At 66.3% G+C, this 23,662-nt stretch carries 22 protein-coding genes, 1 other RNA gene and 1 pseudogene; 12 read left to right on the top strand and 12 right to left on the bottom strand.

What is annotated here, in order from left to right; translation table 11 throughout:
• Nucleotides 1-9: 9 nt before the first annotated feature.
• The gene (locus G8760_RS26785; protein ID WP_166355910.1) at nucleotides 10-1,041 is read right to left on the bottom strand and encodes an aquaporin; all 1,032 of its coding nucleotides are present in this window, start codon (nucleotides 1,039-1,041) and stop codon (nucleotides 10-12) included.
• A 349-nt stretch (nucleotides 1,042-1,390) separates the two neighbouring features.
• Between G8760_RS26785 and panB the strand changes: the two genes are divergently transcribed.
• Entirely contained in the window at nucleotides 1,391-2,227 is an 837-nt protein-coding gene (panB, locus tag G8760_RS26780) for a 3-methyl-2-oxobutanoate hydroxymethyltransferase (RefSeq protein WP_166355909.1), read from the top strand.
• A gap of 39 nt (nucleotides 2,228-2,266) precedes the next feature.
• Here panB and G8760_RS26775 read toward each other — a convergent pair whose 3' ends face one another.
• Nucleotides 2,267-2,467, bottom strand: a complete 201-nt coding sequence (locus G8760_RS26775; RefSeq protein ID WP_166355908.1) for a hypothetical protein — start codon at nucleotides 2,465-2,467, stop codon at nucleotides 2,267-2,269.
• Nucleotides 2,468-2,590: 123 nt separating this feature from the next.
• Here G8760_RS26775 and map point away from each other — a divergent pair, with 123 nt between their 5' ends.
• A complete protein-coding gene (map, locus tag G8760_RS26770) occupies nucleotides 2,591-3,442 on the top strand; it encodes a type I methionyl aminopeptidase (protein ID WP_166355907.1) in 852 nt (283 codons plus the stop codon).
• A gap of 44 nt (nucleotides 3,443-3,486) precedes the next feature.
• Here map and G8760_RS26765 read toward each other — a convergent pair whose 3' ends face one another.
• Nucleotides 3,487-4,146: a TetR/AcrR family transcriptional regulator gene (locus tag G8760_RS26765; protein ID WP_166355906.1), complete on the bottom strand. Its 660-nt coding sequence runs from the start codon at nucleotides 4,144-4,146 to the stop codon at nucleotides 3,487-3,489.
• Nucleotides 4,147-4,274: 128 nt separating this feature from the next.
• On the opposite strand from G8760_RS26765, the gene G8760_RS26760 reads away from it, so the two are divergent.
• Nucleotides 4,275-5,873 carry an MFS transporter gene (locus G8760_RS26760; protein ID WP_166355905.1) on the top strand — a complete coding sequence of 533 codons (1,599 nt, stop codon included), beginning with the start codon at nucleotides 4,275-4,277 and terminating at the stop codon, nucleotides 5,871-5,873.
• Here the strand turns inward: G8760_RS26760 and G8760_RS26755 are convergent.
• Nucleotides 5,857-6,804, bottom strand: a complete 948-nt coding sequence (locus G8760_RS26755) for an AraC family transcriptional regulator (RefSeq protein WP_166355904.1) — start codon at nucleotides 6,802-6,804, stop codon at nucleotides 5,857-5,859. The two genes, G8760_RS26760 and G8760_RS26755, sit on opposite strands and share 17 nt — an antisense overlap.
• Nucleotides 6,805-6,886: 82 nt before the next feature.
• Between G8760_RS26755 and G8760_RS26750 the strand changes: the two genes are divergently transcribed.
• The 3 genes from G8760_RS26750 to rnpB all read left to right on the top strand — a co-directional run bounded on the left by G8760_RS26750 (nucleotide 6,887) and on the right by rnpB (nucleotide 9,289).
• Entirely contained in the window at nucleotides 6,887-7,723 is an 837-nt protein-coding gene (locus G8760_RS26750) for an NAD(P)H-binding protein (RefSeq protein WP_207782770.1), read from the top strand.
• 41 nt (nucleotides 7,724-7,764) lie between these two features.
• Nucleotides 7,765-8,787, top strand: a complete 1,023-nt coding sequence (locus tag G8760_RS26745) for an NADP-dependent oxidoreductase (RefSeq protein ID WP_166355903.1) — start codon at nucleotides 7,765-7,767, stop codon at nucleotides 8,785-8,787.
• A gap of 130 nt (nucleotides 8,788-8,917) precedes the next feature.
• Nucleotides 8,918-9,289, top strand: an RNA gene (gene rnpB, locus G8760_RS26740) — RNase P RNA component class A.
• Nucleotides 9,290-10,213: 924 nt separating this feature from the next.
• Here rnpB and G8760_RS26735 read toward each other — a convergent pair.
• The 4 genes and pseudogenes from G8760_RS26735 to G8760_RS26720 form a co-directional block, all read right to left on the bottom strand.
• Nucleotides 10,214-10,726: a hypothetical protein gene (locus G8760_RS26735; RefSeq protein WP_166355902.1), complete on the bottom strand. Its 513-nt coding sequence runs from the start codon at nucleotides 10,724-10,726 to the stop codon at nucleotides 10,214-10,216.
• 274 nt (nucleotides 10,727-11,000) lie between these two features.
• On the bottom strand, nucleotides 11,001-12,314 hold the full coding sequence (locus tag G8760_RS26730) for an ATP-binding protein (RefSeq protein WP_166355901.1): 1,314 nt from the start codon (nucleotides 12,312-12,314) through the stop codon (nucleotides 11,001-11,003).
• 386 nt (nucleotides 12,315-12,700) lie between these two features.
• On the bottom strand, nucleotides 12,701-13,426 hold the full coding sequence (locus G8760_RS26725; protein ID WP_166355900.1) for a sulfite exporter TauE/SafE family protein: 726 nt from the start codon (nucleotides 13,424-13,426) through the stop codon (nucleotides 12,701-12,703).
• A gap of 181 nt (nucleotides 13,427-13,607) precedes the next feature.
• A pseudogene (locus G8760_RS26720) lies at nucleotides 13,608-14,357 on the bottom strand (polysaccharide deacetylase family protein); the annotation flags it as partial.
• Between G8760_RS26720 and G8760_RS26715 the strand changes: the two are divergent.
• Nucleotides 14,337-14,960 carry a flavin reductase family protein gene (locus G8760_RS26715; protein WP_425502396.1) on the top strand — a complete coding sequence of 208 codons (624 nt, stop codon included), beginning with the start codon at nucleotides 14,337-14,339 and terminating at the stop codon, nucleotides 14,958-14,960. The pseudogene G8760_RS26720 and the gene G8760_RS26715 overlap by 21 nt on opposite strands.
• Nucleotides 14,957-16,408: an amidase family protein gene (locus tag G8760_RS26710; RefSeq protein ID WP_166355897.1), complete on the top strand. Its 1,452-nt coding sequence runs from the start codon at nucleotides 14,957-14,959 to the stop codon at nucleotides 16,406-16,408. The genes G8760_RS26715 and G8760_RS26710 overlap by 4 nt, the downstream gene beginning before the upstream one ends.
• Here the strand turns inward: G8760_RS26710 and G8760_RS26705 are convergent.
• Nucleotides 16,326-17,900: a helix-turn-helix domain-containing protein gene (locus G8760_RS26705; RefSeq protein WP_166355896.1), complete on the bottom strand. Its 1,575-nt coding sequence runs from the start codon at nucleotides 17,898-17,900 to the stop codon at nucleotides 16,326-16,328. The two genes, G8760_RS26710 and G8760_RS26705, sit on opposite strands and share 83 nt — an antisense overlap.
• A 92-nt stretch (nucleotides 17,901-17,992) precedes the next feature.
• Between G8760_RS26705 and G8760_RS26700 the strand changes: the two genes are divergently transcribed.
• The 4 genes from G8760_RS26700 to G8760_RS26685 all read left to right on the top strand — a co-directional run bounded on the left by G8760_RS26700 (nucleotide 17,993) and on the right by G8760_RS26685 (nucleotide 21,380).
• Entirely contained in the window at nucleotides 17,993-19,258 is a 1,266-nt protein-coding gene (locus tag G8760_RS26700; RefSeq protein ID WP_166355895.1) for an NAD(P)/FAD-dependent oxidoreductase, read from the top strand.
• Between the two features lie 344 nt (nucleotides 19,259-19,602).
• On the top strand, nucleotides 19,603-20,289 hold the full coding sequence (locus tag G8760_RS26695) for a helix-turn-helix domain-containing protein (RefSeq protein ID WP_207782769.1): 687 nt from the start codon (nucleotides 19,603-19,605) through the stop codon (nucleotides 20,287-20,289).
• 10 nt (nucleotides 20,290-20,299) lie between these two features.
• The gene (locus tag G8760_RS26690; RefSeq protein WP_166355893.1) at nucleotides 20,300-20,701 is read left to right on the top strand and encodes a VOC family protein; all 402 of its coding nucleotides are present in this window, start codon (nucleotides 20,300-20,302) and stop codon (nucleotides 20,699-20,701) included.
• 253 nt (nucleotides 20,702-20,954) lie between these two features.
• Nucleotides 20,955-21,380 carry a hypothetical protein gene (locus tag G8760_RS26685; RefSeq protein ID WP_166355892.1) on the top strand — a complete coding sequence of 142 codons (426 nt, stop codon included), beginning with the start codon at nucleotides 20,955-20,957 and terminating at the stop codon, nucleotides 21,378-21,380.
• A gap of 88 nt (nucleotides 21,381-21,468) precedes the next feature.
• On the opposite strand, the gene G8760_RS26680 is transcribed toward G8760_RS26685, so the two are convergent.
• The 3 genes from G8760_RS26680 to G8760_RS26670 form a co-directional block, all read right to left on the bottom strand.
• A complete protein-coding gene (locus tag G8760_RS26680) occupies nucleotides 21,469-21,732 on the bottom strand; it encodes a hypothetical protein (RefSeq protein ID WP_207782768.1) in 264 nt (87 codons plus the stop codon).
• Nucleotides 21,733-21,752: 20 nt separating this feature from the next.
• Complete coding sequence (locus G8760_RS26675) at nucleotides 21,753-22,349, bottom strand: dienelactone hydrolase family protein (protein WP_166355891.1); 597 nt, start codon at nucleotides 22,347-22,349, stop codon at nucleotides 21,753-21,755.
• Nucleotides 22,350-22,445: 96 nt separating this feature from the next.
• Nucleotides 22,446-23,339, bottom strand: coding sequence for an aldo/keto reductase (locus G8760_RS26670; RefSeq protein ID WP_166355963.1), 894 nt, complete (start codon nucleotides 23,337-23,339; stop codon nucleotides 22,446-22,448).
• Nucleotides 23,340-23,662 lie beyond the last annotated feature (323 nt).

The raw sequence follows: 23,662 nt of genomic DNA, 5'->3' as shown, positions 1-23,662 counted from the left end.
TCGACGTCTCTATTCGTCGAGCAAACCCTTGTGGGACGCCGGAAGGTCGCGGCTGACCGGCGGCGGGGGTGGTGGCTGCTGTGGCCGCGGACCAGGGCGGCGCTCACGTGTGGTCTGGTCCAGGCCGGGCGCCTCACCTGAGGCCGCACGCTCAGGGGACCCCGAGCGATCCGGATCCGGGCGCTCGGTTGGCAGCGGCCGTCCGGCGCCGGCGCCCGCGGTGGTTTTCTGCGGTGTTGGTGACGCGGGATCGGCGCCGGCCTCGCCCGAACCGGCCGGCCGGTTGGCGGTGTCTGCGCTGCGCACCGCCGCCGTTGTGGGGCTGGCGCCGACGTGGGCGTCCGTTGGTGCGTCGACAACGGGCTCGGCTGGAACCTCGTCGTCGAGCGTCGGGCGGCCGATGACGTACTCGAACACCAGCCAGGCCAGGACACCGCCCACCAGCGGGCCGATCAGCCACGCCGCGAAGCCGTCCCATTCTCCGCCGACTACCGCCGGGCCGAACGCACGGGCGGGGTTGAGCGCCCCACCGCTGAACCCGCCGATGGCGAAGATGCCGGCGGTGTAGGCCAACCCGATGGCGAACGGGTATACCGACAGCGGCGCACGCTGGTCGACGATGGTGCCGAGAACAACCAGCACGACGATGAAGACCGCGATCGCCTCGAGGATCATGGCACCGGCAAGATTCAGGTCGCCCTCGGTGGCGGGCACCGGCACTCCGGCGGCGACGAGGTCACGACTGGTGACCAGCAGCACGGTCAACGCCGCGACGATGCCGCCGATCAGTTGGGCAGCCCAGTAGATGGACGCACCTACCACGTCGATCCGACGGCCCAGCAGAAACGCGAGTGTGACCGCCGGGTTGAAGTGCCCGCCCGACACGTGCCCGAGCGCGGCCACGAGCACCAGGATCACCATGCCCTGTCCCACCGCGTACGGCGTGATATCGCCGGTGACGATGGTCATGACAGCGACGAAGGTCAGTGCGAACGCACCGATCCCTTCGGCCACCGCATTACGTACCCACATCTGGGGCATGAACAACCACTCCTGCTGACGTCGTGAGATTCTTCCTTTGTACAGTCTGCTCGGCTCGTACCCGAACCGAGCACCAGTACGACCGCCGCGCCACACAACCACTCCGCGGCGCGTGCGGCACCGCGGTGCGTCCGGCTGTTAGGGACAACGGCCACTTTTCGTAAGGTTAATGCGGATCGGGGACAGTCTCGATGACCTTCCCCGCTTCGGTCTCGGCGTGTCCAGTTGACCTGCGGCTCCACCAAGTTGCCCATTTCGGTGAGCGCTAGCGCCTGGCCTGATGGGAGAATGCGGTACGTCAGGGGGACCCGATCACCGGGCCTCGAGGCAACCGTGAGGAGTACTCGTCATGGCCGACACGTCTTCGGCGTTGTATGGCGGGGAGCGGCAACGCCGGCTCACCGTCCTCGACCTACGGGCAGCGAAAGAACGCGGCGAACGCTGGCCCATGCTCACCTCGTACGACATGTACACCGCGGGTATCTTCGACGCTGCCGGCATCCCGGTCCTGCTGGTGGGAGACTCGGCGGGGAATAACGTCTACGCCTATCCGGACACCGTGCCGGTCACTCTCGATGAGATGATCCCGCTGGCCCGGGCGGTCGTCCGGTCCACCAGCCGTGCTCTCGTCGTATGCGATCTCCCGTTCGGCTCCTACGAGGTCACCCCCGAGCAGGCGATGACCACCTCCATCAGGGTGCTGAAGGAGACTGGTGTCCAAGCGGTCAAGCTGGAGGGCGGGCGCACCGCCATCGACGCGGTCCGACGCATCGTGGACGCCGGCATCCCGGTGATGGCACACACGGGATTCACTCCCCAGCGGGTGAACACCATCGGCGGGTACCGCGTCCAGGGACGTGGTGACCAAGCCGACGAGCTGATCGCCGACGCCGAAGCCCTCGAAGCCGCCGGTGCGTTCGCGATCGTGCTGGAGATGGTGGCGGCCGACGTCGCCGCCGAGATCACCAAACGGCTGTCGATCCCGGTGGTCGGCATCGGCGCCGGACCTCACTGCGACGCCCAGGTGCTGGTGTGGCAGGACATGGCTGGATTCGGCGACGGCAGCACCCCGCGCTTCGTCAAGGCGTTCGGCGACCTCCGTACCGCCTTGGTGGACGCCACCAAGGCGTTCGGCGACGACGTCGTGGCCGGCCGGTTTCCCGCCGAGGAGCATACGTACCACTAGGGCGTCCGGTACACGTCCGGAGCAGTCACCCGCAGTGCGTCAACGGTCGGTGTCGCCCCAACCCCATTCGCGTTCTTCGCGGTCGACGCTTTCGAGCCGTTCGGTGCGTTCACGTGCGCGCTGAACGGCGCCGGCCGCCTCGTCCTGCGTCGCATAGGGCCCGAGCCGCCGGTTGTTGGCACACCCGGCCTCGGGCTCGACCTCCGCGTGATCCAGGCACCAATACCACTCCTGGCTCATGCCGACTCCTTTCCACGCCGTCACCCCAGGTTATCGACGCGGCTACCTCCGCGCAGCCCTACACACCGGATACCGGCAACCGGGCGGGACGACTCCCCCAAAGGGGGACACTAGACTGTTTGGGTGACTCCCGTGGTACCTGGCACCATCTCGCCGCAGCGCTCCGTCCCGTCGTCCATCCAACGACCCGAATACGTCGGTCGCTCGGCGCCCGCGCCGTTCACCGGCTCGGAGGTCAAGGACACCGCCACGATCGACCGGATCCGGACGGCGGCTGAGCTGGCGGCTCGGGCGCTGGCGGAGGTAGGCAAACACGTCGTACCCGGTATCACTACCGACGAGCTCGACCGCATCGGCCACGAGTTCCTCTGTGACCACGGCGCGTACCCGTCCACCCTCGGGTACCGCGGCTTTCCGAAGTCGCTGTGCACGAGTGTCAACGAGGTCGTCTGCCACGGCATCCCCGACTCCACGGTGGTTGCCGACGGCGACATCGTCAACATCGACATCACCGCCTACATCGGCGGTGTTCACGGCGACAACAACGCCACGTTCCTGGCTGGCGACGTCGATGAGGAAACCCGGCTCCTCGTGGAGCGCACCCGCGAGGCGCTGATGCGCGGCATCAAGGCGGTCAAGCCGGGGCGTGCCATCAATGTCATCGGCCGGGTGATCGAGTCCTACGCCAAACGTTTCGACTATGGCGTGGTGCGCGAGTTCACCGGGCACGGCGTCGGCGAAGCGTTCCACTCGGGTTTGGTGATCCCCCACTACGACGATCCCGGCTCCACCCGGCTGATCGAGGCGGGCATGGTGTTCACCATCGAGCCCATGCTCAACCTCGGCACTCACGAGTGGACTATGTGGGACGACGGTTGGACGGTCGTCACCAGGGATCTGCGCCGATCAGCGCAGTTCGAGCACACCATCCTGGTGACGGAGTCGGGCGCGGAGATCCTCACCCTCCCCCGGTGATCATTGGCTTTTGACTACCGAATTCGGTAGTCAAAAGCCAATGATCACCGGGGAAGGGCGTCGTGGCGGTGTTCGCCATCGTGTAGTTCGCTGAGCAACACCAAGTGCTGGAAGTCGACAGCGATCCCGCGCAGGGTGAGGTCGACCACCTCGGCGGCGCGCTGGACATCGAACTCGGTGTCGGCGAAGAGACTGCTGTGGAAGACGACCGCGGCGAGTACGTCGACGACGAGTGCGGGGTCGGTGCCCGGCCGCAGGTGTCCCCGCTCCATAGCTTGCCGGACCGTGCAGGTGAGGGCCTCACGCGCCGGACGCACCAACTGGTCGGTGAGGTGCTGATGGAGATCCGGATCCGGCACGCAGTCGGCGATCAGCGGGGCGAGCACCCCCGCTGGCATCCGTCGCAACAACGCGTCGGCCAGGAGTTCCAGGCCATCCATCAGGTCACATCGGGTACATCCGGTGTCGGGCACCGGTTGTCGCTCGATGACGGTGGCCAGCGCGGCGATGATCAATTCTTGCCGACGACGCCAGCGCCGGGCGATGGACGGCTTGGTGGTGCCAGCCCGGGCGGCGACGGCCTCCAGGCTGAAGCCGACGTACCCGTGCTCATGCAAGACCTGCAGCGTGGCTCGCAGGATCGACTCGTCGAGCGCCGGGTCTCGTGGCCGGCCCACGTGCCGGCTGATCTCTGAGCGCGCCATAGCGGCCAGGGTACCCAGGCGAGCCGCGTGACCCGGACCACACAGCGGAGTCCAGCGGCGCGGAATTTAAATACGGCCCGCAACGTAATTAATGACGAGCATTACCCACCTCTGATCGAAGGAGTCCAATGGACCACGCCGTGGCCGCACCGCGGGCCGGACGACGGGAATGGCTGGGTCTCGCCCTGTTGGCGTTGCCCACCATGGTGATCGGCCTCGACCTGACCGTGCTGCACCTCGCCGTCCCCAATCTCAGTGCCGACCTCCAGCCCAGCAGCTCACAACTGCTCTGGATCACCGACATCTACGGCTTCATGATTGCCGGCTTCCTCATCACCATGGGCACCCTCGGCGACCGCATCGGCCGCCGCCGACTCCTGATGATCGGCGCCACCGCTTTTGCCGCCGCCTCTGTTCTCGCCGCCGTATCGACCAGCGCCGAGATGCTGATCGTGACCCGCGCCCTGCTCGGCGTCACCGGCGCAACCCTCATGCCGTCGACGCTCTCGTTGATCAGCAACATGTTCAAGGACCCCAAACAGCGCTCCTTCGCGATCGCCGCGTGGATGATCAACTTCATGCTCGGCGGCGCCATCGGCCCACTGATTGGCGGTGCTCTACTCGAGCACTACTGGTGGGGTTCGGTGTTCCTGGTCGGTGTTCCGATCATGGCAGTGCTCGTTTTGCTGGCTCGGACGCTGCTGCCCGAGTACCGCAACCCCAACGCCGGCCGGATGGACCCGGCCAGCGTCGTCCTCTCGCTCGCCGCCATTCTCGCCATCATCTACGGCATCAAAGAACTGGCCAAGGGTGGTTCCGTGGGCGTCGCACTGCTGTCCGCGCTAGCCGGCTTGGCGGTCGGCGCGATCTTCATCCGGCGCCAGCAGCGTCTCGACGATCCGGTCATGGACATCCGGCTGCTCGCCCGCCGGTCGTTCAGCACCGCGCTCGGCGCGCAACTGGCCGGCCTGCTCGTGATCGCCGGCACCCAATTCTTGATCTTGCAGTACATGCAGCTGGTGCTGGACATCTCGGCGCTACGGGCCGGAGCCTTGATCGTCCCCGCCATGCTGCTGTCAGTGGTCACCACCCTCGTGGCGCCAGCCGTGGCCCGCCGGGTAGGACACGCCGCGGCGATCAGCGGAGCACTTCTGGCCAGCGGCATCGGACTGATCTTGATCACCCAGGTCGGCACCGAGTCAGGTCTGGCGGTCGCCGTCGTCGGCTTCAGTATCCTCAGCATCGCCGCCAACCCAGCGATCGCGCTCACCTACGACCTCGTCATCGGCAGCGCCCCACCCGAGCGGGCCGGATCGGCGTCAGGTATGGCCGAGACCGCATCGGAGCTGGGGCTCGCTCTAGGCGTAGCGATAGGGGGCAGCGTCGCCACCGCTGTCTATCGAAGTCAGGTCACCGCCGACACCCTTCCAGCCGGCCTCCCGGACGACGTCACCGGTGCAGCTCGGGACACCCTGGGCGCGGCCGTACACGTCGTCGATCGAGTATCCGCCGACGCCGGGCAGGATCTGCTAGAGCTGACCCGCACCGCCTTCACCAACGGCGTACAGGCCGCCGCAGCGGTGAATGTCGGCGTGGTGGTTGTGGCGTCAGCCCTGGTGGCTATCGTTCTGCGCCGCCGACGCTCGCCATCCGACCCCGCGACCGACACCGACCCCGCGACCGACGCCGACGACGGTGCTGATGCCACGCTTACGCCACAACACTGAGCGCGCGATGCTCCGTGGGCCGGGTTCCGAAGTGCCGTTTGAACGCCGCGCTCAGGGCGTAGGCACTGGAGTAACCGACCTGCCGAGCGATGGCCTCGACCGTCGCATCGGTGCGGTGCAGCAAGTCGGCCGCAAGCCCAAGCCGCCAGCCGGTCAGGTACGCCATGGGTGGTTCACCCAGCAGCTCCCCGAACCGGCGGGCGAAGGTGGCCCGCGAGACGCCAGCCTCGCGGGCCAAGCTGGCCACAGTCCACGGTTTGGCCGGCTCGTCATGCAGCGCACGCAGGGCTCCCCCGACCGTCGAGTCTCCTAACGCGCGGTACCAGGGTGGCGGCGACGCTTCCGGGCGGGTGAACCATTCGCGCAGCGTCGAGAGCAACGCCAGATCCAGTAGCCGGTCGAGGATGGCTTGCTGGCCAGGGGCGTCGCGGTCGATCTCGGCGATCAACAGGTCCATGATCGGATACGGCTTCCCCTCGTCCGGCACGACGAGCACTCGCGGCAAGGCGTTGAGCAGCCGGTCGGACATCCGGCCACGCACCTGATAGGTGCCGGTAAGCAACACGTTGGGGCTGTCGAGGCTATCGCCGCAGGTGCGGGTGCCCAGCAAGAGCTGGTCGCCGATCTCTTCACCGTCGGCCGTGGTGCAGAGTGTCGGGGCGTGCATCACATACCGCGGAGGGCTGCCGGCGCCCGGCTCGTCGGCGATGGTGAACGGCGCGGGCCCAACGACGATGGCGATGTCTCGGGTGGACAGCCGCACCGGCCGATCGCCGTCCGGCACGATCCATCCGCCACTACGGACCATGGTGACCAGGGTCAGCTGCGCGCCGTCGGCGAAACGCACCGCCCACGGCGTGTCCATGATGGTGCGGCCGAACAACGCTCCGCTCGAACGGACCTCGGACAACATCCCAGTCAACACATCCACGCCCGTCATATTAGACGATTGCGCATCAGGACGAGCGTCTGAGCTATTCATCGTCTCACCGCTCTGGGGTTGGATCGTCCACATGACAACAACACCGATTCTGGTCGTCGGCGGCACCGGCAAGGTGGGGCGCCGGGTCGCCTCTCAGTTAGCCGGACTCGGCCGGAGCGTCCGCGCGGCCTCCCGGAGCAGCGACATACGGTTCGATTGGAACGATCAGACCACGTGGGATTCTGCCCTGGCGGGCACCAGTGGGGTATTCATCATGCCGAACGACGCCGACGACGGCGGCCAGCTACGAGCCTTCACCGAACGCGCCCGGGACGCCGGTGTACAACGACTAGTGCTGCTCTCGGCTCGCGAGTACGTCGAGATGGGGTTCACCGCCGCGATCACCCGCGAGGACATCGTCCGCGAGTCAGGTCTCGACTGGACCGTGTTACGTCCGGTCTGGTTCGCGCAGAACTTCAGCGAGGAACCGTTCCTCAGCGTCGGTGTCGACGACGGAACGGTCTCGATCTCCACCGGCGCCGGCCGGCATCCCTTCATCGACGCTGAAGACATCGCCGCGGTAGCCGTCGCAGCGCTGACCAAGGACGGGCATGTCGGGCAGATCTACGAGCTGACCGGACCACGGGCTATCACCGTCGGCGAAGCGGTGGAGGCGATCTCCACGGCCAGCGGCCGATCGATCCGGTTCGCCCCCACGCCACCGGATGAGTACGCCGAATATCTGGTCAGCCGCGGCCTCTACGACAAAGAGACCGCCCTCGTCGTGGCCAGCTTGGCAGAATACATCCGCGACGGACATGACGAGCACCTGTCCGACGGCGTTCAGCGCGCCCTGGGCCGTCAACCCCGAGAGTTCGCCGACTACGTTGCGACGACGGTCGCCAGCGGCACCTGGACCACTCCTTAGAACCGCCGGGTCCTTCACTCCAACAACCCAGAGGATTCCGCATGTCGAGCAAGGCAACCAATGTCCAAACCGCCCACGAGATCCACCTCGCCGCACGCCCCACGGGTGAACCGGAGCCGAGCAACTTCACGCTGGTCGAGACCGAGATCCCGGACCTGGTCGACGGACAGGTACTCGTCCGCAACACCTGGATGTCGGTCGACCCATATATGCGCGGCCGGATGAACGACGCCGAATCGTACATCGCACCGTTCCAGCTAGGCTCCGCTTTAGAGGGCAGCGCGGTCGGTGAGGTGATCGCCTCGACGTCCGCCGACGTGCCGGTCGGGGCATCGGTGTCGCACTTCGCCGGCTGGCGCAGCCACGCGGTGCTCGACGCCGCGTCCGCCGTCGTCATCGATACGTCCATCGCCCGCCCCCAGGACTATCTTGGCGCGCTGGGGACGACGGGGCTCACCGCATACGCCGCGCTGACCGACACCACGCCGGTCCGGGAAGGAGACGTCGTGTTCGTCTCCGCGGCAGCTGGCGCCGTCGGCAGCGTCGCAGGTCAGCTGGCCCGGAAGTTCGGGGCGGCGACGGTGATCGGTTCCGCCGGCGGGCCGGAAAAGGCGAAACGGGTGGTGGAGGATTTCGGATTCGACGCGGCCATCGACTATCGGGCCGGATCCGTGGCCGACCAGCTCGCCGAGATCGCACCAGACGGCATCGACCTGTACGTCGACAACGTCGGCGGCGACCACCTCGAGGCAGCCATCGAAGCGCTCCGGGTCAATGGCCGGATCGCCGGGATCGGCATGATCAGCGGCTATAACGCTACCGGACCGGTTCCGGGCCCACCTGACTTCTTCCGCGCCTACGGCAAGCGGCTGACCATCCGCGGGATGCTGGTCAGCGACCATTTCCACCTCTTCCCCGAGTACATCAGCAAAGCGGCGGGCTGGCTCGCCGACGGCAGTCTGCGCACGTCGGAGACCGTCGTCGACGGGTTGGAGAACGCCCCCGAAGCATTTCTCGGGGTGCTCCGCGGCGCCAACATCGGCAAGATGCTGGTCCGCCTCTGAGCGGGCTACCCCGCTGAGCCCGCGACGCTGCTTGCGTCCTGCGGGGCGAGCGCCGGGGCGCTCACCCCGCAGGACGCAAGCTCCGGTCCCCCGGGCGCGCCGCCACCGGGGTATCCTCAACGGTGGAGGACGAGCTGGCCGGGCGGCCGCGGCAACGTCGTTCGGCGTCGTCGAGGAAAGTCCGGACTCCACAGGGCAAGGTGGTGGGTAACACCCACCCGGGGTGACCCGCGGGACAGTGCCACAGAAAACAGACCGCCGGCACGCTTCGGCGAGCCGGTAAGGGTGAAACGGTGGTGTAAGAGACCACCAGCGTCCTGGGTGACCAGGACGGCTCGGTAAACCCCACCCGGAGCAAGGTCAGACAGGGAACGTTCGAGGGCGGCCCGCCCGAGTTCCCGGGTAGACCGCACGAGACCGTCGGCAACGGCGGTCCTAGATGGATGGTCGCCGCTCCCGGTCCGCCGGGGGACAGAATCCGGCTTAGAGGCCAGCTCGTCCTCTCCACCTGCACAAATGTCCGGACATGCCGCCTGAACTGGCTTTTCTCCTCTCAACGGTGGTCAACGTTTCACGGCGTTTCTCACCCTCTTGCGCCCCGCATGCGCCCCCGGTGCGCCTCGATCTTGGTCCGGCCACTGCTGCATCCGATGCCCGTTGTTGCGGGCCGACACAGCTCAGCGACCCCCAGCTACTGGAAACCCGCGACAACCTCGTCGCACACATACCCAAACCCGAACACGAAGGCTCGGCCGGAGAAGGCGTTCAGGGCCGGCGCACCCGCTGCTGGCCCGCCCGGAACGCCCGCTTGACCTTGGCGACCGCCTGGGGGCCGTGCGCTCTTAGCCCCGGTTTCCGAGGACAGTCAGCCTGTCATGGCCACATCGGCGCGGATCTTGACTCTTGACCGGTCCACCCAATTCTCGATCTTGAGCAAGGACGGATCAATGGTCCGTTCCAAACCTACTGGTACAGCGGTCAACGATGCGGCATCGTGTTGGGCCACATACCGCATCCCCGTGTGATGCGAACCCCCTCAGGAGCGCTCCAAACACCGGCAAGGCGCAGCGCAAACAACAAGTCGTGTCGTCATCGCCACGTTTCCGGTGACTTCCTTGACATGACGTAGGACCGCCAGGCGCCGACGCACCTGGCGGTCCAACTGAGGTTCACTCACCCGATCTCCTTAATGACCAAGGGGACCGGATGTCAAGTATCTCCGTCAGTTTTAGACGCCGACCCGCGCTACACCCTCAACTGTGAAGAGCCGGATAAAATAGGTGCGGCTAGCCAACTGGGATTAGCCGCTCGACCCTGGAGGTTTCCTCGGTCCATCATCAACACAAGGATCTTCACAGCACGCTAACTGTGACGTAGCTTTGCAGAGAACAAGACGACAAAGGCAGCATCCACGTACTGCGGGCCACTATTTTTTAGGTGTGTCGACCACGATCTCCGGCTTGGCCGCCAACGGCTCAGAAGTCCTCATGTCTATCGCATGCCGAACTTCCATGTCCTCGCAGCCGGGATGCTCGGAGTCCGGCGAAACGACCGGTCCCGGATCCAACCTAATCACCGAAATCTCGCCATCCGTCGTCTCTACGCTCAAGGTCGGTGCAGTTTGGCAAGGCAGAGCAGACCACACCAAGCGGAGATCCCATGGTGTATCTGTCTCTACCAACCAAGCCTCGTTAGCTCCGGCGAACTCCGCCGCCGCATCGGCTAGGTAACCGAAGTCAGACCCTTCGGACAGTTCGACGTCGGAGGTGAACTCCCACGCCTGAACCACACCCGTCTCGTCGCTCAACTCAGCTTCTTTAGCCGCCCGCCCTACATCGCCGCTGCTGCTCACCGCCGAGTCATCACCACCACATGCTGTCACTACAAGGGCCACCGACACTACGATGACCGCTGCCCGAACGCTGAACCCACGCATCATCCAACCAGCTTATTTGCCAAATCTTAGAAAACAAGGCTAAAGCCACCAAGGGGCAACTGAGCGTCTCCTGTCCTCGTGAAATACCTCTGGCTATGTGCATGTAGCCCAATTGCCGTCTTAGCGCCTGCGCCGGTGCCCCCCGACCAGATAGGAGACCCACCGTCACCTGATGATCGCGCAATGTTGTGTCTACCGCCAAACATCATGCAACTACAGGCAGCCGACTCCCAAGAAGAATAGATCGACGTCACCGTACCAATTCGACGTTGCGGCGCTAGTTTCGTCCGGAACTCAGCGATAGCAAGAACATCCATATCGGTGTCACGTTGATCATTCCGCCAGCAACATCTAACTGCTCGCGTTCGGCGCGCGTGACGATTGTCCCTTCACGGATATCTAGCTCATTCATGGCTTCCGAGAGCGCGCCCACTTCACGGTTTCGGGTTGCTTGGTTCGCCATCGAGTCACACACCTGGACCAGCATGCGCTTCTCTCTCTGCAGCCGGACAACGAAGTCGACCTCCTTCCCGCTCTTCGTCCGGTAGTAGAAGATCTCAGGCGATGCTCGACGCAGGGCGGTAAAGACCAGGTTTTCCAGCAGGTGCCCAGTGTTAACGAGAATTCCGGATCCCACGGAGACAGCCAGTGCGTGATCTACGCAGTAGATCTTCTTGGGGTTCACGTTCGATCTGGCCAGTGAAGCGTCAAACAGGCGCACCTGAAAAAGGAAGAAGGCATCCTCCAGCCACGTCACGTAGTCTGCGACCGTGTTGCGCGAGACCTTGTGTCCCAAGGACTTTAAGTACCCGGTGAGGCTGTTCATGCTCTGCAGTGAGGCCACATTGTCGATCAGGCGATGAGTCAGGTCGGCCACCGCCTGGGGGTGGCTAATGTCGTGCCGCTCTATAAGGTCACGGAAGAGGACCGCCGTCAGGTACTCCTGGTGAATCATGGTGCGCAAGCGACGATCGACACCGGCGACCTCTGGGAAGCCGCCAGTCTGCCAGAAATGCTCGAAACTCTTCTGCACCGACAGTCGCTTCCTCGTTGAGCGAGGAGCGGAGTAATCCACACCGTGATAGTCCATGAACTCCGCAAAGGAAAACGGGAAGATCTCCCAAGACAGTGCGCGACCACGCATCTGGGTAGCCACTTCAGTCGACAACATCTGAGCCGAGGAGCCGGTGAGGTAGACCTCGCTCTTCTCGGTACGCATGAGGCGGTCAACGAACGGTTCCCAGCCGGGTAGCACCTGAATCTCGTCGAGAAAGAAGTAGACCGTCTCCTTGTTTTTCTTCTCCGGGTACAGCGAGAAGTAGGCTTCCGAAATCACTCCAAGATCGCCATGCCTCATTGCGTGTAGCCGGTCATCGAAGAAGTTGAGATGAAGAATGTTCTCGCGGGGAGTCCCAGCTTCCAGTAGCCGACTCATCAACTGCCGCATATAGGTTGATTTCCCGCTTCTCCGTACCCCTATGCAGACGGTGGCCTTGCCTGGCACGGTCTGCACATCTACGTGGCGGGGTATACCGACGTCTAGCGGCGCGTCCTGAGCGTCGAGGATTAGTTCGCGGAGCACATCAAGCATGCCTGAACCTGCTCTCATTCTGACAAGATTCTGGCCCATCTGGTCTCTAGGATAGCAACATCAGGATCGAACTGGTCCTTCGAGCGGCAAGATTGGGCTCAACTATGATCTTCGCCGACACGCCCCGCACAACGCGGCGACCTCGTGGTGATCGAATCCGACATCGGGCGCCAGAGCCACGAGCACATCCGCAGGCATCCTCGACAGGATGAGGACGGGCTGGTCGGGCGGCAGCGGAGACGCCCGTGTCAACGGACTGGGCGCGACTGCCCGGCTGGCTCGTTATGCCGACGGTGGAGCGTTTTACCGGCCAACGGTGGAGGGTTCTACCGGTCCTGGCCGGTAGAACCCTCCAACGTCAACCGGTAGAAGCTTCCACCGTCGAGTCATCCCGACATGAAGGCCGACTGTGCGATCAGAACGAGCCCGGAGATCGTCACCACGACGAGCAACGCGGCGCGCAGGTGACCGCCGTCGACCACCCGCCGCAGCGGGCGAGCGATGAGGTAGCCGGCGATGATGAACGGGAACAAGCCGAGCCCTACCCACACCTCCCGCTCGTGCAGTTGGCCACCTATCGCGAGCGCGCCCAGCGATACCAACGTGCCGATCAAGAAGTACACCGCCAGTGTCGAGCGCACTCGCGGACCAGGGTCGTGCTGGTAGACCAACGCCACCGGTGGCCCACCGATGGACGTCGCCGTCCCGGTGACACCGGAGATCACCCCGGCCGCGGTCAACGTCGTCGGAGTCGACCGGACGCGTACGGCGAAAACGGTCAGGGCGACGGCCACCAGAACCATGATCCCAACCGCCAGTGCCAGCGTGTTCGGCGCCAACGCCGCGACCACCCAGACACCTCCGATGGTCCCGACGAACCGGCCCACCAACGCCCAGGAAAGGCCACGCAGGTCGGCATGCCGCCACTCCGAGGACAAGCTCAGCACCGGCAGTGCCGCGGTCGTCACCAGCATCGCCCCCGGCATGAGCGTCGGATCCAGCAGCGTGACCACGGGCGCGGCAACCAGGCCAAGGCCTAGTCCGACACTGCCCTGGACGGCTGCGCCAAGAAGAACCGCCCCGCCCGTGAGAATCCAGAACGTCAGATCCAAGGCGCGACGCCTACGGTGTTCGTTTTCATATCGACACCATTGTCTGCCTTGTCACGACGGCCTGGCGTTCCGGGTCCCCCGCCCGCCGCATAGCGTGCCGCATAGTGGGCGCCGCCACCGGCCGGGCACAACGGGCACGCCCGCACAGACTGCCGCAGCAACAACCGCGGCAACACCGGCCTTACGGCACAATGCCCGGCGGCGAAACTCGACGGGTGACCAAGGCTGGATCGGCCGCCGCGCGTCGTGCCACGTCACGGCACCGCATAAAGCTCACGTCCCCGCTTTCCAGGCCGAACTCGATCAGCCGACGCAGCGACTCCATCCGGGATGGCCGGCCGGTCAGGAACGGGTGGCAGGTCAGGTTGAACAGGCACCGGTAGCGCCGCATGGCGTCGAGTTCCGCGCGCCACATCTCCAGCACCTTAACCGGCGATTCGATCACCGAACCCACGTGCGGCTCCGGCAGGAATGCGTACTGTTCCCAGTCGTCGAGGGACCAGTGCACGGGCAACTCCGCCACGGTTCCCGCACCGGACTCGATCAGATAAGGCCGGTCGTCGCCCATGAACGACGAGTCGTACAGCAGGCCGTGTGCTGCCACCAGGCCGGCTGTCTCCCCCGTGGTCGCCCAGCCGGCCGCACGGTGCCCGACGATCTCGATGCCCTGGGCGGCGAACACCTCCATGGCCCGCTCGAAGTCCACCCGCTCCTCCCCCGCCGCCATCGACGTGGGCAGTCGGTGGCTGTAGGAGTGGTGCGCCACCTCGTGCCCACGCTCGACGATCCCGGCGGCCAGGCCGGGCCGCTGCTCGGCGACCCAGCCGGGGATGAAGAAGGTGGCGAGAAGCTCGAACTCGTCGAGTAGGTCGAGGATCCTGGGCACGCCGACGTCGGGCCCGTAGGCCTGGTGCGACATCGTCGTCGCGTGCGAGAGACGACGCGCCGGCTTCTGTTCGGCAGCGTCAACCCGCGCCCTATCGCGTGGACGTCGACCGTGAGCGCATCCGGCCGTCGGAACCTGGCTCCGTTCAGCTTCTTCACCGTCGTCTCCACGTCTCCGCCGATGGTCTCGATCACCATGGAACGCCGCGACGACGGCCGGGAGAAGGACAGCCTGCTCAACATCCGGTCCACGGGTGAGTTCGCGGTGAACGTCGTGACCGCGGATATGGCCGCCCGGATGTGTGCGACGTCGGAGGAATACACCAGCGAGGTGGACGAGTTCGCCGTGGCCGGTGTCGCGGCCCGGCCGGCGCACCGGATCAGCGTGCCGCTGGTAGCCGCCGCGCCGATCAGCATGGAATGTGAGCTGGAACAGATCATCCAGCCGGGCGGGGACACGATTGTCATTGGGCGGATCGTGCTCTGGCACGTCGACGCCGCCCTGTTCGATGCACGCCGCCACGTCGACGTCCTACGATGGCAGCCCATGGGCCGAGTTGGTGCGTCGTTCAGTCCCGTCGAGCACCTCGTCGAGCTTCCGCCGTTAGCTCCGGTGTCGGGCGACGACGTGCCGGCGGCGGGCCGATGACCGGCGCCCGGGGAGCTCCGCCCAGCCTTCACCCGGCTGAAGGAAGCGCGCTCTGGCTCGGCCGGGAGATCGCCGCCGGTCGGCTCGACCCGGTGGTGTTGGCCGACGAGTGCCTGGCCAAGGCGGCTGACGCCGCGGCCGAGCACGTGTTCATCAGCCTGACCTCATCACGCGCCCGGCTCGAAGCGGCGGCCACCGTGCGGCGGGTTCAGCGCAGCGCACCGGCCGGGCCGTTGGATGGGGTGCCCATCGCCTGGAAAGATCTCGTCGACATCCGCGGCATACGTACGACGGCTGGTTCCGCCACCACCCGGAACATGGCCGAGGCGGACGCCGACGCCGACGTGGTCCGCAACGCTGCCGCTGCCGGCCTGATCACCATCGGCAAGACCAACCTCAGTGAGTTCGCCTTCTCCGGGCTCGGCACCAACCAGCATTTCGGCACCCCCATTCATCCCCTGGTTCCGGGGCGGGTGCCGGGCGGGTCGTCGTCCGGGTCCGCGGTGGCCGTAGCCGTGGGTGTGGTCCCGGGTGCGGTCGGCACCGACACGTCCGGCTCGGTCCGGGTGCCGGCGTCGTTCTGCGGCCTGGTCGGCTTCCGGCCCACCCACGGACGGGTGAGTTTGGCGGGCGTGACTCCCCTGGCGCCGACGCTGGACACGGTGGGACCGATCACCCGCACCGTCCTCGACGCCATCACCCTCGACGCGGTGCTGGCCGGCGATGCCGTGCCGGTAGGGCGCACACAACCACCGGAGCCGGGCGACCTCGTCGTCCCACGCGGCCCGCTCATCGACCATCTCGACGCCCCCGTCGCCGACCAGTTCGGGCTGATGCTCGACGAGCTACGCCGCGACGGCTGGACGATCCGAACCGTCCGGATCCCCGAGTTCGACGACGTCGCGCGGCTCTTCGAGGAGGTCGGCACACTCGTCGCGGCGGAGGCGTACCGCACCCGTGCCTCCGCCGTCCACGGCCCTGACGCCGCGCTGATCGATCCGCCGATCCGGAGCCGGCTGCTGGCCGGGCGGACGGTCCTGGAGAACCACCATCGGACCCTCCTGGCCCGGCGGACGGAGCTGCGACGACACGTCCGTGAACGGCTCGGCCACACCCTCCTTGTCTACCCGACGGTGCCGGTCACGGCGCCACACGTTGCCGCGGTGGAGTCCGATCCGGAGGTCTTCGCCGACACCAACCGGCGGGTGCTGCGCAACACCATGATCACGAGCTTCGTCGACCTCCCCAGCCTCACGCTCCCGGCGGGCGCGACGTCCGACGGCGTGCCGTTCGGGCTGTCCCTCTCCGGGGCGCCGGGGACCGACCAGCGCGTGTTGTGGACGTCGGCTGCTGTCGAGCCGACGCTCAGGTCGCCCGCTCGGTCGCCTTTCGCGCCGCCTCTATCTGAAGGTAAAGGGCGAGCCGCTGACGAGGGTCGTGCACGTTGATGTCGACGACGTCGAGGAGCCGGCGCATGCGATAACGCAGCGTATTGGGGTGGATCATGAGCACCTTGGCGGCCCGCAGCGGCTCGCCATAGTGCTCCAGCCACGCTCCGAGTGTCGGCACGTAGGCGGTGCCGTGGTCGGCGTCGTGGTCGAGCAACACTCGCAGCGGGCTTCCCGGAACGGCGAGGTCGACGGCGCCGAGCACACGGTGCAGCACAACGGCGTCCCACGCGCCCTCGACCGACATCGCCGGATCGGTGCCTTGTCCCGAGCGCACAATGCTCAACAGCTCGGCCGCCTCCACCCGCGAGCGGGGCAGCTCCGCGGCCATCGCTGGTGTTCCGGCCACCGCCACCCAACCTTGGCCGGCGTCGTCCATCTCGTGAACCACTGCTTGGAGCCACGCCCACGTGCCGGGCTCGTCACCGCCCTCGGCGTCGACCACCGCGAAGACGTCGCCGGCCAGATCGGCCAGCACCGCCCGTCGCCAGCCGTGCCGGCGCAGCACCGTCTCCCACACCTGCAGGTGCTCGTCGGCTTCGTGGCTCTCCGGCGCGCTGAGCGCGACGACGCGCCACGGCCCCGCACCAGGCAACGCCTGACCGATGACCCGCTCCGGTGTGTACTGCCACAGCGCGGAGCGGATCAGCTCGGTCGCGCTCCGCCGAGCGATGTCGGCCTGTGCCCGCAACCGCAGCAGGTGCAGCGCGAGCACGGACGCGGCCCGGCGCAGCTCAGCCGTTGTCGCGTCGTCAACAGGCCCATCGACGACGGCCCAGATGGAACCCAGCCATTCCCCGCCGGCCCGGACCGGGACCACCAGCCGCGGCAACGTGCCGTCCGGTCCGGCCGGAACAAGAAACGGCTCGTCGGAGCGGACGAGGCGGCGGAACACCCCGCGGGCTCGGTAGTGTGCGGCGACATCCTCGGGGACCCGGCGGCCGACGATCGTCGCCACCCGGGCGGTGTCCGTCTCCCCCTGCCCGGACGAATAGGCCAGGACGCGTGATGCGCTGTCCTCGAAGGTCACCGGTGCACCGACGATCGCGGCAACGGTATCCGCGAGTACGAAGAGATCGTCATAGGTGCCCGGCGACGTGCCTGTGACCGACGAGGTGCCGGACGACGGTGGCGACCGATCGATCACCCCCCGCAACAGCCACACCAGATGCGCCCACGGCACTCCGTCACCGGCCGCGACGAGGGTGATGGAAGATTCTTGCGCCGCTTCGACCACCGGAGCACGTGTGGCGACGGCCGTCCGCATGATCACCGCGGCTGCCCCCGACGCGGCACACCGCCGCACTAGCTGGACCGCTTCCTCCAGACCCGGCACGCCGATGCCGAGGACGAGATCGCCGGGCTCGCCGGGGACCGCGTCGTGTGGCTCGGCGAGGAACACGTCACGGACGTCGCCGCGATCCGCCCCGGCGACGACGACGTGCAGTAGCGGTGCGCCCAGGGCGGCCACGATGTCGATGGGTGAACTCACACCGATATTGTTCTCTCAGCACAACGATCTGCGCAAACCTTGCACGCTCAAGACCAAGACGGATCACGCTCCAGCGGGCCAGCATCGAAGACATGACCTCTCACACTCCGGCAATCGGCGCCCCACGTGACGTCGCCATCGTTGGGGCCGGCATGGTGGGCCTGGCCACCGCCTGGTTCCTGCAAGAACGTGGTGTCTCCGTCACCGTCATCGACCGCGAGGGGGTCGCGTCGGGTGCGTCGTGGGGCAACGCCGGCTGGCTCACCCCGGGCCTGGCCACGCCACTGCCGGAGCCGGCCGTGCTGCGCTACGGCGTGCGGGCAGTGCTGAGTCCGTCGTCGCCGGTTTATGTGCCACTCCGACCCGACCCGAAGCTGCTCGGCTTCCTCACCCGGTTCACCCGCAACAGCACTGCCAAGCGCTGGCGCCGGGCGATGGACGCGCTGGTGCCGATCAACCAGCGTGCGCTGCCCGCCTTCGACCGGCTCGCCGACGGCGGAGTACACACGCCGACGCAGGAGGCCGCACCGTTCCTCGCCGCCTACCGCACCGAAGCCGAGCGCACCACACTGCTCGAGGAACTGGAACACATCCGCGCCGCCGGGCAGGGTATCGAGTTCGACACCCTCAGCGGTGAGCAGGCTCGTGAACTCGAGCCTCTCCTGGGGCCGGCCGTGGGCGCGGCCATCCGGCTGCACGGCCAGCGGTTCATCGACCCGGGAACCTTCGTGTCCGAACTGGCCGAGGCGGTGCGGGTCCGGGGCGCCCGGTTCCGCATCGGCACCGCCGTCACCGCCGTCCACAACAAACCCGGCCAGGCCGTCGTCGAGACCACCGACGGCATGCAGCAGCCATTCGACGCAGTGGTGCTGGCCAACGGTTCATGGCTGAGCCGGCTCGCGAGGCCCCACGGCGTGCGCACCCATGTCCAGGCCGGACGCGGCTACAGCTTCAGCGTCAAGACGCCGCGAGTGCCCGCAGGGCCGCTGTACTTCCCGGCGCAGCGGGTAGCCTGCACGCCGCTGGGGGACCGGCTCCGGGTAGCCGGCATGATGGAATTCCGCTCCCCCGACGCCAAGCTCGACCCGCGTCGTATCGCCGCCATCACCGAAGCGGTGCGCCCGCTCCTGGACGGCGCCGAACTGGATAACCGGGCCGACGAGTGGGTAGGTGCGCGCCCATGCACCCCCGACGGCCTTCCCCTGATCGGTCGGACCACCTCGTCGCGGGTCTTCGCCGCCGGCGGCCACGGCATGTGGGGTGTCACGCTCGGCCCCGCCACCGGAGAACTCCTGGCCGAACTGATGACCACCGGCCGGGCGCCGACCGAGCTCGCCCCGTTCGAGCCCACCCGCTGACGCTCCCGCCGGCCGCTTGCGTCCTGCGAGGCGAGTGTCCCCGCGCTCGCGTTGCAGGACGCTAGCGAGGCGGTACCAGCCTGCGGCGCAGCGATATTCCTCCGGTTGGTGGTGGTGAGTGCGTTGATCTCGCCGTCGTTCTACGCCTAAGTGTTGCGGGACATGAGGTTGTTGACGCGCCCCCGGGCTGCCCTGCTGGTCGGGCCGCAGGAGAATGTGACAATGCGACCGTGGAGTTGCGTCAGTCATGTCGGGCCGCCGGCATCGGCGTAGTGGCCGTCAGTGAGCACGATGGTCAGGCTCGCCTGCATCGAGCGGTCCCGGCACTTTCAGCTCGCTTGATCGTGAGCCTGGACGGCCCGATCGAGGTCCGGTACGACGCACAGGTCCAGCAGGCCCAGGGGTTTGTCGCGGGGCTGATGCGACCGGATGTCGCGACTCCGACCACCACACTGCGCTCACAACAGCAAACGGCCTACGTCGAGTTGTCTCCAGCGGCATTTCAACGTCTGACCGGGGTACCGCTCAGCGAAGTCGACGCGGGCGGTGTCAGCACTGATGCAGTTCTTCCGTGGGCGAACTCGCTGTCTGAGGAACTAGCGAATCATCCGGTCGACCACCGAGAGGATGTCTTGCGCGTCAGACTGCTCGAGCAGCTGCCCCGGGATGATCACGGCATCGGACCGGAGGACGCCCTCCGAGCTCTGGACCTGATCAGTGTCGGGAAAGGGACGGTGTCGGTTGAGGAGTTGGCGCGCCAGGCGCATCAGAGCTCCCGGCGACTGCGGAAGGTGATGCTGCACTCGCTGGGGATCACCCCCAAATTCGCCTCCCGCGTGGCGCGTCTGGGCCACGCGGTGAGTCGCGCCGGTGCAGGGGCGGTCTCCTGGGCCCATGTGGCAGCAGAGTCGGGCTACCACGATCAGAGTCACCTTGTGCGTGACTTCCGCAGCCTCATGGACACGACTCCGACCTCGTGGCTGGATGAAGAGGGCCGAAATCTACAAGGCTGGCAACGCCCCACCCCATGACCATGGAGACATGAATGTCCAACTGATCCCCAAACTGCTGGTCTCCGATGCCGACGCAGCGATCACGTACTACACCCAAGCGCTCCACGCCCGGGTCAACCTCAGAGTCGCCGAGGACAACGGCGTAGTCAACCACGCTGAACTCGCGCTCGACTCCGTTACTTTCGCCCTAGCGCAGAGCGTGCAGGCATGGGGTTGGAACGATCCAGGATCGATGGGAGGCTCACCGGTTCTGATCATGCTCACAGTGTCGGACCCCGACTCCACAGCCGACCGCATGGTCAAGCACGGGGCTGAACTTGTAATTCCAGTCGAGGAACGCCCTTACGGCAAGCGGCAAGGACGGGTAAGGGACCCGTTCGGCCATCTCTGGGTCATCGGCGGAGAACTTCGGGGGCAGCAGTCCAGATGACCCACCGGAATTCTCCGCTCTCGCGCGAAGGCCGAAGACGACTCATCGCCCACGTTGCCGCCGATATGGCTCGGCCCCGCCACCCGGAGAACTCCTGGCGGAACTGATGACCACCGGCCAGGCTCCGGCCGAGCTCGCACCGTTCAGCCCAACTCGCTGAGGGCGCCGCCGCCACCGCGTTTGCGTCCTGCGAGGCGAGTGTCCCCGCGCTCGCGTTGCAGGACGTTACGGGATGGTGTGCGAACCTGCTTACGTGAAAGTCACTGTGCCCGCGTGGATCCACGGTCACTATGTGGGGCTTCGCCAGATACTCGATCTCGTCGGGAGCAACACCTGGGCCTGGCGACTTGAGGACTTCCACGGCATGTCCCGGTCCGGAAGCGCCCTGGACGTCCTCGACCTTGAAGAACGCTTGACTCGTGGCGCGAGTGTCGACTTCAACTGGCAACAACTACTGCGTTTCGCCGATCAGGTACACCAGATGATCGACGGCCGGCTCGTCGCTCGGACTCCACCTGGGAACGCCGAGGACATCCTGGTGATCGAGGCCCTCGACAGTTCGTTGTGGACGGTCGCAGCACGCCAGAACGTCGAGCCAGCGGTCGCGGCAGTCCAGCGGATCGCCGGGCTTTCGGTTAGGACAACTCCTCAATCGGAGCGACCGTCACCAGGTGTTTGACAGCACCTGCGAGTTGCTCATCCAGGGTCACGAATGCGTCAGCCTGTAGCTGCGTCAAAGCGATGTACTCCGCGTCGCAGGTTCCGGACTAGCCCAATTGGTCGGCGATCTTCCAGGCGACGCTTTGCAGGACGCGGTCGCCGAGCAGGCGGATGCGCAGCACTCGAATGTAGTCGAGGTGCCGTTCGGCATCCTTCTTCGTCATATCCCCGCGGCGGACCGCCTGGAAGAGCAGCGACAGCAGCTGGGAGCGAAGGAGTGTAGGCGCCAGGATCTGATGTTCGTGGTCGACGACGACACGGTCGACAGCCAGCCGAAGGGCCACGTCTGGGCCGATCACGTATTTCGTCATGGACGGAACGGCCCCTGACCCTAAGCCCGATCTACCCGGTCGAGGAGGTCCAACGAACGCCGAACGACCAAAGCCGCCGCCTCCGCGTCGTATGCCGGCAGTGAGCTGTCGGTGAACAGATGCTCGCCACCCGGATAAACGAACAGCTCAGCCAACTCGGGGCCGACCGTCTCGACCAGCTCACGTGCTGCCTCGAGGTCGCCCTCCAACGCGAAGAACGGGTCCGCGTCCATTCCGTGGATCTGCACCGGGACCCCATCCGGCCACGGCCCGACGGCCCACTCACCCGTGATGGGCAAACAGGCCTCGTAGAGAAGGGCGCCGCGGGCACCGGGCCGGGTCTGGGCGAGCCGTTGCGCCGAGACCGCACCGAACGAGAACCCGGCATACACCAGACTGTCCGGCAGGTCGGCGATGAACGTGGTGGCACGCTCCCGCAGAACCCGTTTGTCGAGGCTTCCGACGTAAGCGACGCCGTCATCGATCGTTGCCAGCCGCTCACCATCGAACAGGTCCGGCGTGTGCACGATGTGCCCGGCGGCACGCAGCTGCTCAGCGAACGCGCGCACCCCATCGGTGAGCCCCTGCACATGGTGGAACAACACGATCTCGGCCACTTCTGCACTCCTGTCATCGAACAACGGCATAGAGCCCCACATGCGCCGTGCAGCGTCCGCGGGCATGGACCGACGGTAGACCACAAATCGGACGGTTCATGCCCGGTTTTGAATGTACGCGAGATCGTCGCTGGAAAGCCGGATCGCGCCCGCGGCGACGTTCTCGATGAGGTGATCCGGATCCCCGGTTCCAGGAATCGCCAAGACATGTTCTCCTTGGTGCAAGGTCCACGCCAGCCGGATCTGTGCAGGCGACGCGCCATGTTTGCTGGCCGCGGCCAGCACGGCCGCTTCGTCGACGGCGCGCATACCAGCTTCGCGCCCGTCACCGGCGATCGCGAAGAATGGCACATAGGCAATGCCGAGCTCGCCACAGAGCCGGAGTAAGTGGTGTTCGTCGCTCGAGGCGTCGATGCTGAAGGCATTCTGCACACAGACCACGGGCGCGATGGCGCGAGCTTCGGCCAGTTGCTCGGAGTTGACGTTGGAGATGCCGAGGTGCCGGATGAGGCCCGCAGCGCGCAGATCGGCCAAGGCGGAAAAGTGCTGCGCAATCGAGCCAGACCTGCCGCTCGGCGGTACCCGCAGGTTCACCACGTCCAGGTGATCGCGGCCGAGCTGCCGCAGGTTCTCCTCCACCTGGCCGCGTAGCTGTTCGGGGGTCGCCCACCACCATGCCCCCGAGGTGTCCCGGCCCGGCCCGACCTTGGTGGCGATGATCAGGTCGTCGGGATACGGCGCCAGTGCCCTGCTGATCAGCTGGTTGGCCGAACGCGTCGACGAGAAATAGAAGGCCGCTGTGTCGATGTGATTCACACCGAGTTCGACGGCGCGCCGAAGTACCCGAATGAGCTGTGACCGCTCGCGCGCGGCATCTGCGCCGAACGGCGGGCCGCCTGCCAAGCGCATCGCACCGAATCCGAGCCGATTGACGGTCCGGTCACCAAGCGTCCAGGAACCGGCCGATGTTGCGGGCAGGCGTTCATTCATTGGGATCTCCTTATGCGCGCGAGGGATGACGGCGGGGCTGCCACGTGACGCTCCCGAAGCCCGGCGGACTTTGGGGATGCTCCGGATACCGAGAGCCGCGCCGGCACGAAAAAGAGCCTTCATCTGCACAGATCTCGCAGTGAAGGCCCTGACTACATCCGCTATTTTACCGGACCACTGAAGCGCCGGATCCATCCCCGGGTTCAAATCTGAAGCGCAACACGTAGCCCGTTAGATGCGCGGAAGCGCAGCCACCGGTCTTTACGGTGTGGATGTCTAGTTCACGCCGAGAAGAAGGAGCTGCGCTTCCTTGTCCAAACAGT

This window comes from Phytoactinopolyspora limicola (assembly GCF_011320225.1).
GTDB classification, from domain to species: Bacteria; Actinomycetota; Actinomycetes; order Jiangellales; family Jiangellaceae; genus Phytoactinopolyspora; species Phytoactinopolyspora limicola.
The sequence above is the reverse complement of the archived record's forward strand: the minus strand, read 5'-3'. Positions and strand labels throughout refer to the sequence as shown.

Coding starts and splice junctions, on each gene's coding strand:
- G8760_RS26785 (WP_166355910.1), bottom strand. CDS start 1,041: ATGCCCCAGATGTGGGTACGTAATGCGGTGGCCGAAGGGATCGGTGCG.
- panB (WP_166355909.1), top strand. CDS start 1,391: ATGGCCGACACGTCTTCGGCGTTGTATGGCGGGGAGCGGCAACGCCGG.
- G8760_RS26775 (WP_166355908.1), bottom strand. CDS start 2,467: ATGAGCCAGGAGTGGTATTGGTGCCTGGATCACGCGGAGGTCGAGCCC.
- G8760_RS26765 (WP_166355906.1), bottom strand. CDS start 4,146: ATGGCGCGCTCAGAGATCAGCCGGCACGTGGGCCGGCCACGAGACCCG.
- G8760_RS26760 (WP_166355905.1), top strand. CDS start 4,275: ATGGACCACGCCGTGGCCGCACCGCGGGCCGGACGACGGGAATGGCTG.
- G8760_RS26750 (WP_207782770.1), top strand. CDS start 6,887: ATGACAACAACACCGATTCTGGTCGTCGGCGGCACCGGCAAGGTGGGG.
- G8760_RS26745 (WP_166355903.1), top strand. CDS start 7,765: ATGTCGAGCAAGGCAACCAATGTCCAAACCGCCCACGAGATCCACCTC.
- G8760_RS26735 (WP_166355902.1), bottom strand. CDS start 10,726: ATGATGCGTGGGTTCAGCGTTCGGGCAGCGGTCATCGTAGTGTCGGTG.
- G8760_RS26730 (WP_166355901.1), bottom strand. CDS start 12,314: ATGCTTGATGTGCTCCGCGAACTAATCCTCGACGCTCAGGACGCGCCG.
- G8760_RS26710 (WP_166355897.1), top strand. CDS start 14,957: ATGACCGGCGCCCGGGGAGCTCCGCCCAGCCTTCACCCGGCTGAAGGA.
- G8760_RS26700 (WP_166355895.1), top strand. CDS start 17,993: ATGACCTCTCACACTCCGGCAATCGGCGCCCCACGTGACGTCGCCATC.
- G8760_RS26690 (WP_166355893.1), top strand. CDS start 20,300: ATGAATGTCCAACTGATCCCCAAACTGCTGGTCTCCGATGCCGACGCA.
- G8760_RS26680 (WP_207782768.1), bottom strand. CDS start 21,732: ATGACGAAATACGTGATCGGCCCAGACGTGGCCCTTCGGCTGGCTGTC.
- G8760_RS26670 (WP_166355963.1), bottom strand. CDS start 23,339: ATGAATGAACGCCTGCCCGCAACATCGGCCGGTTCCTGGACGCTTGGT.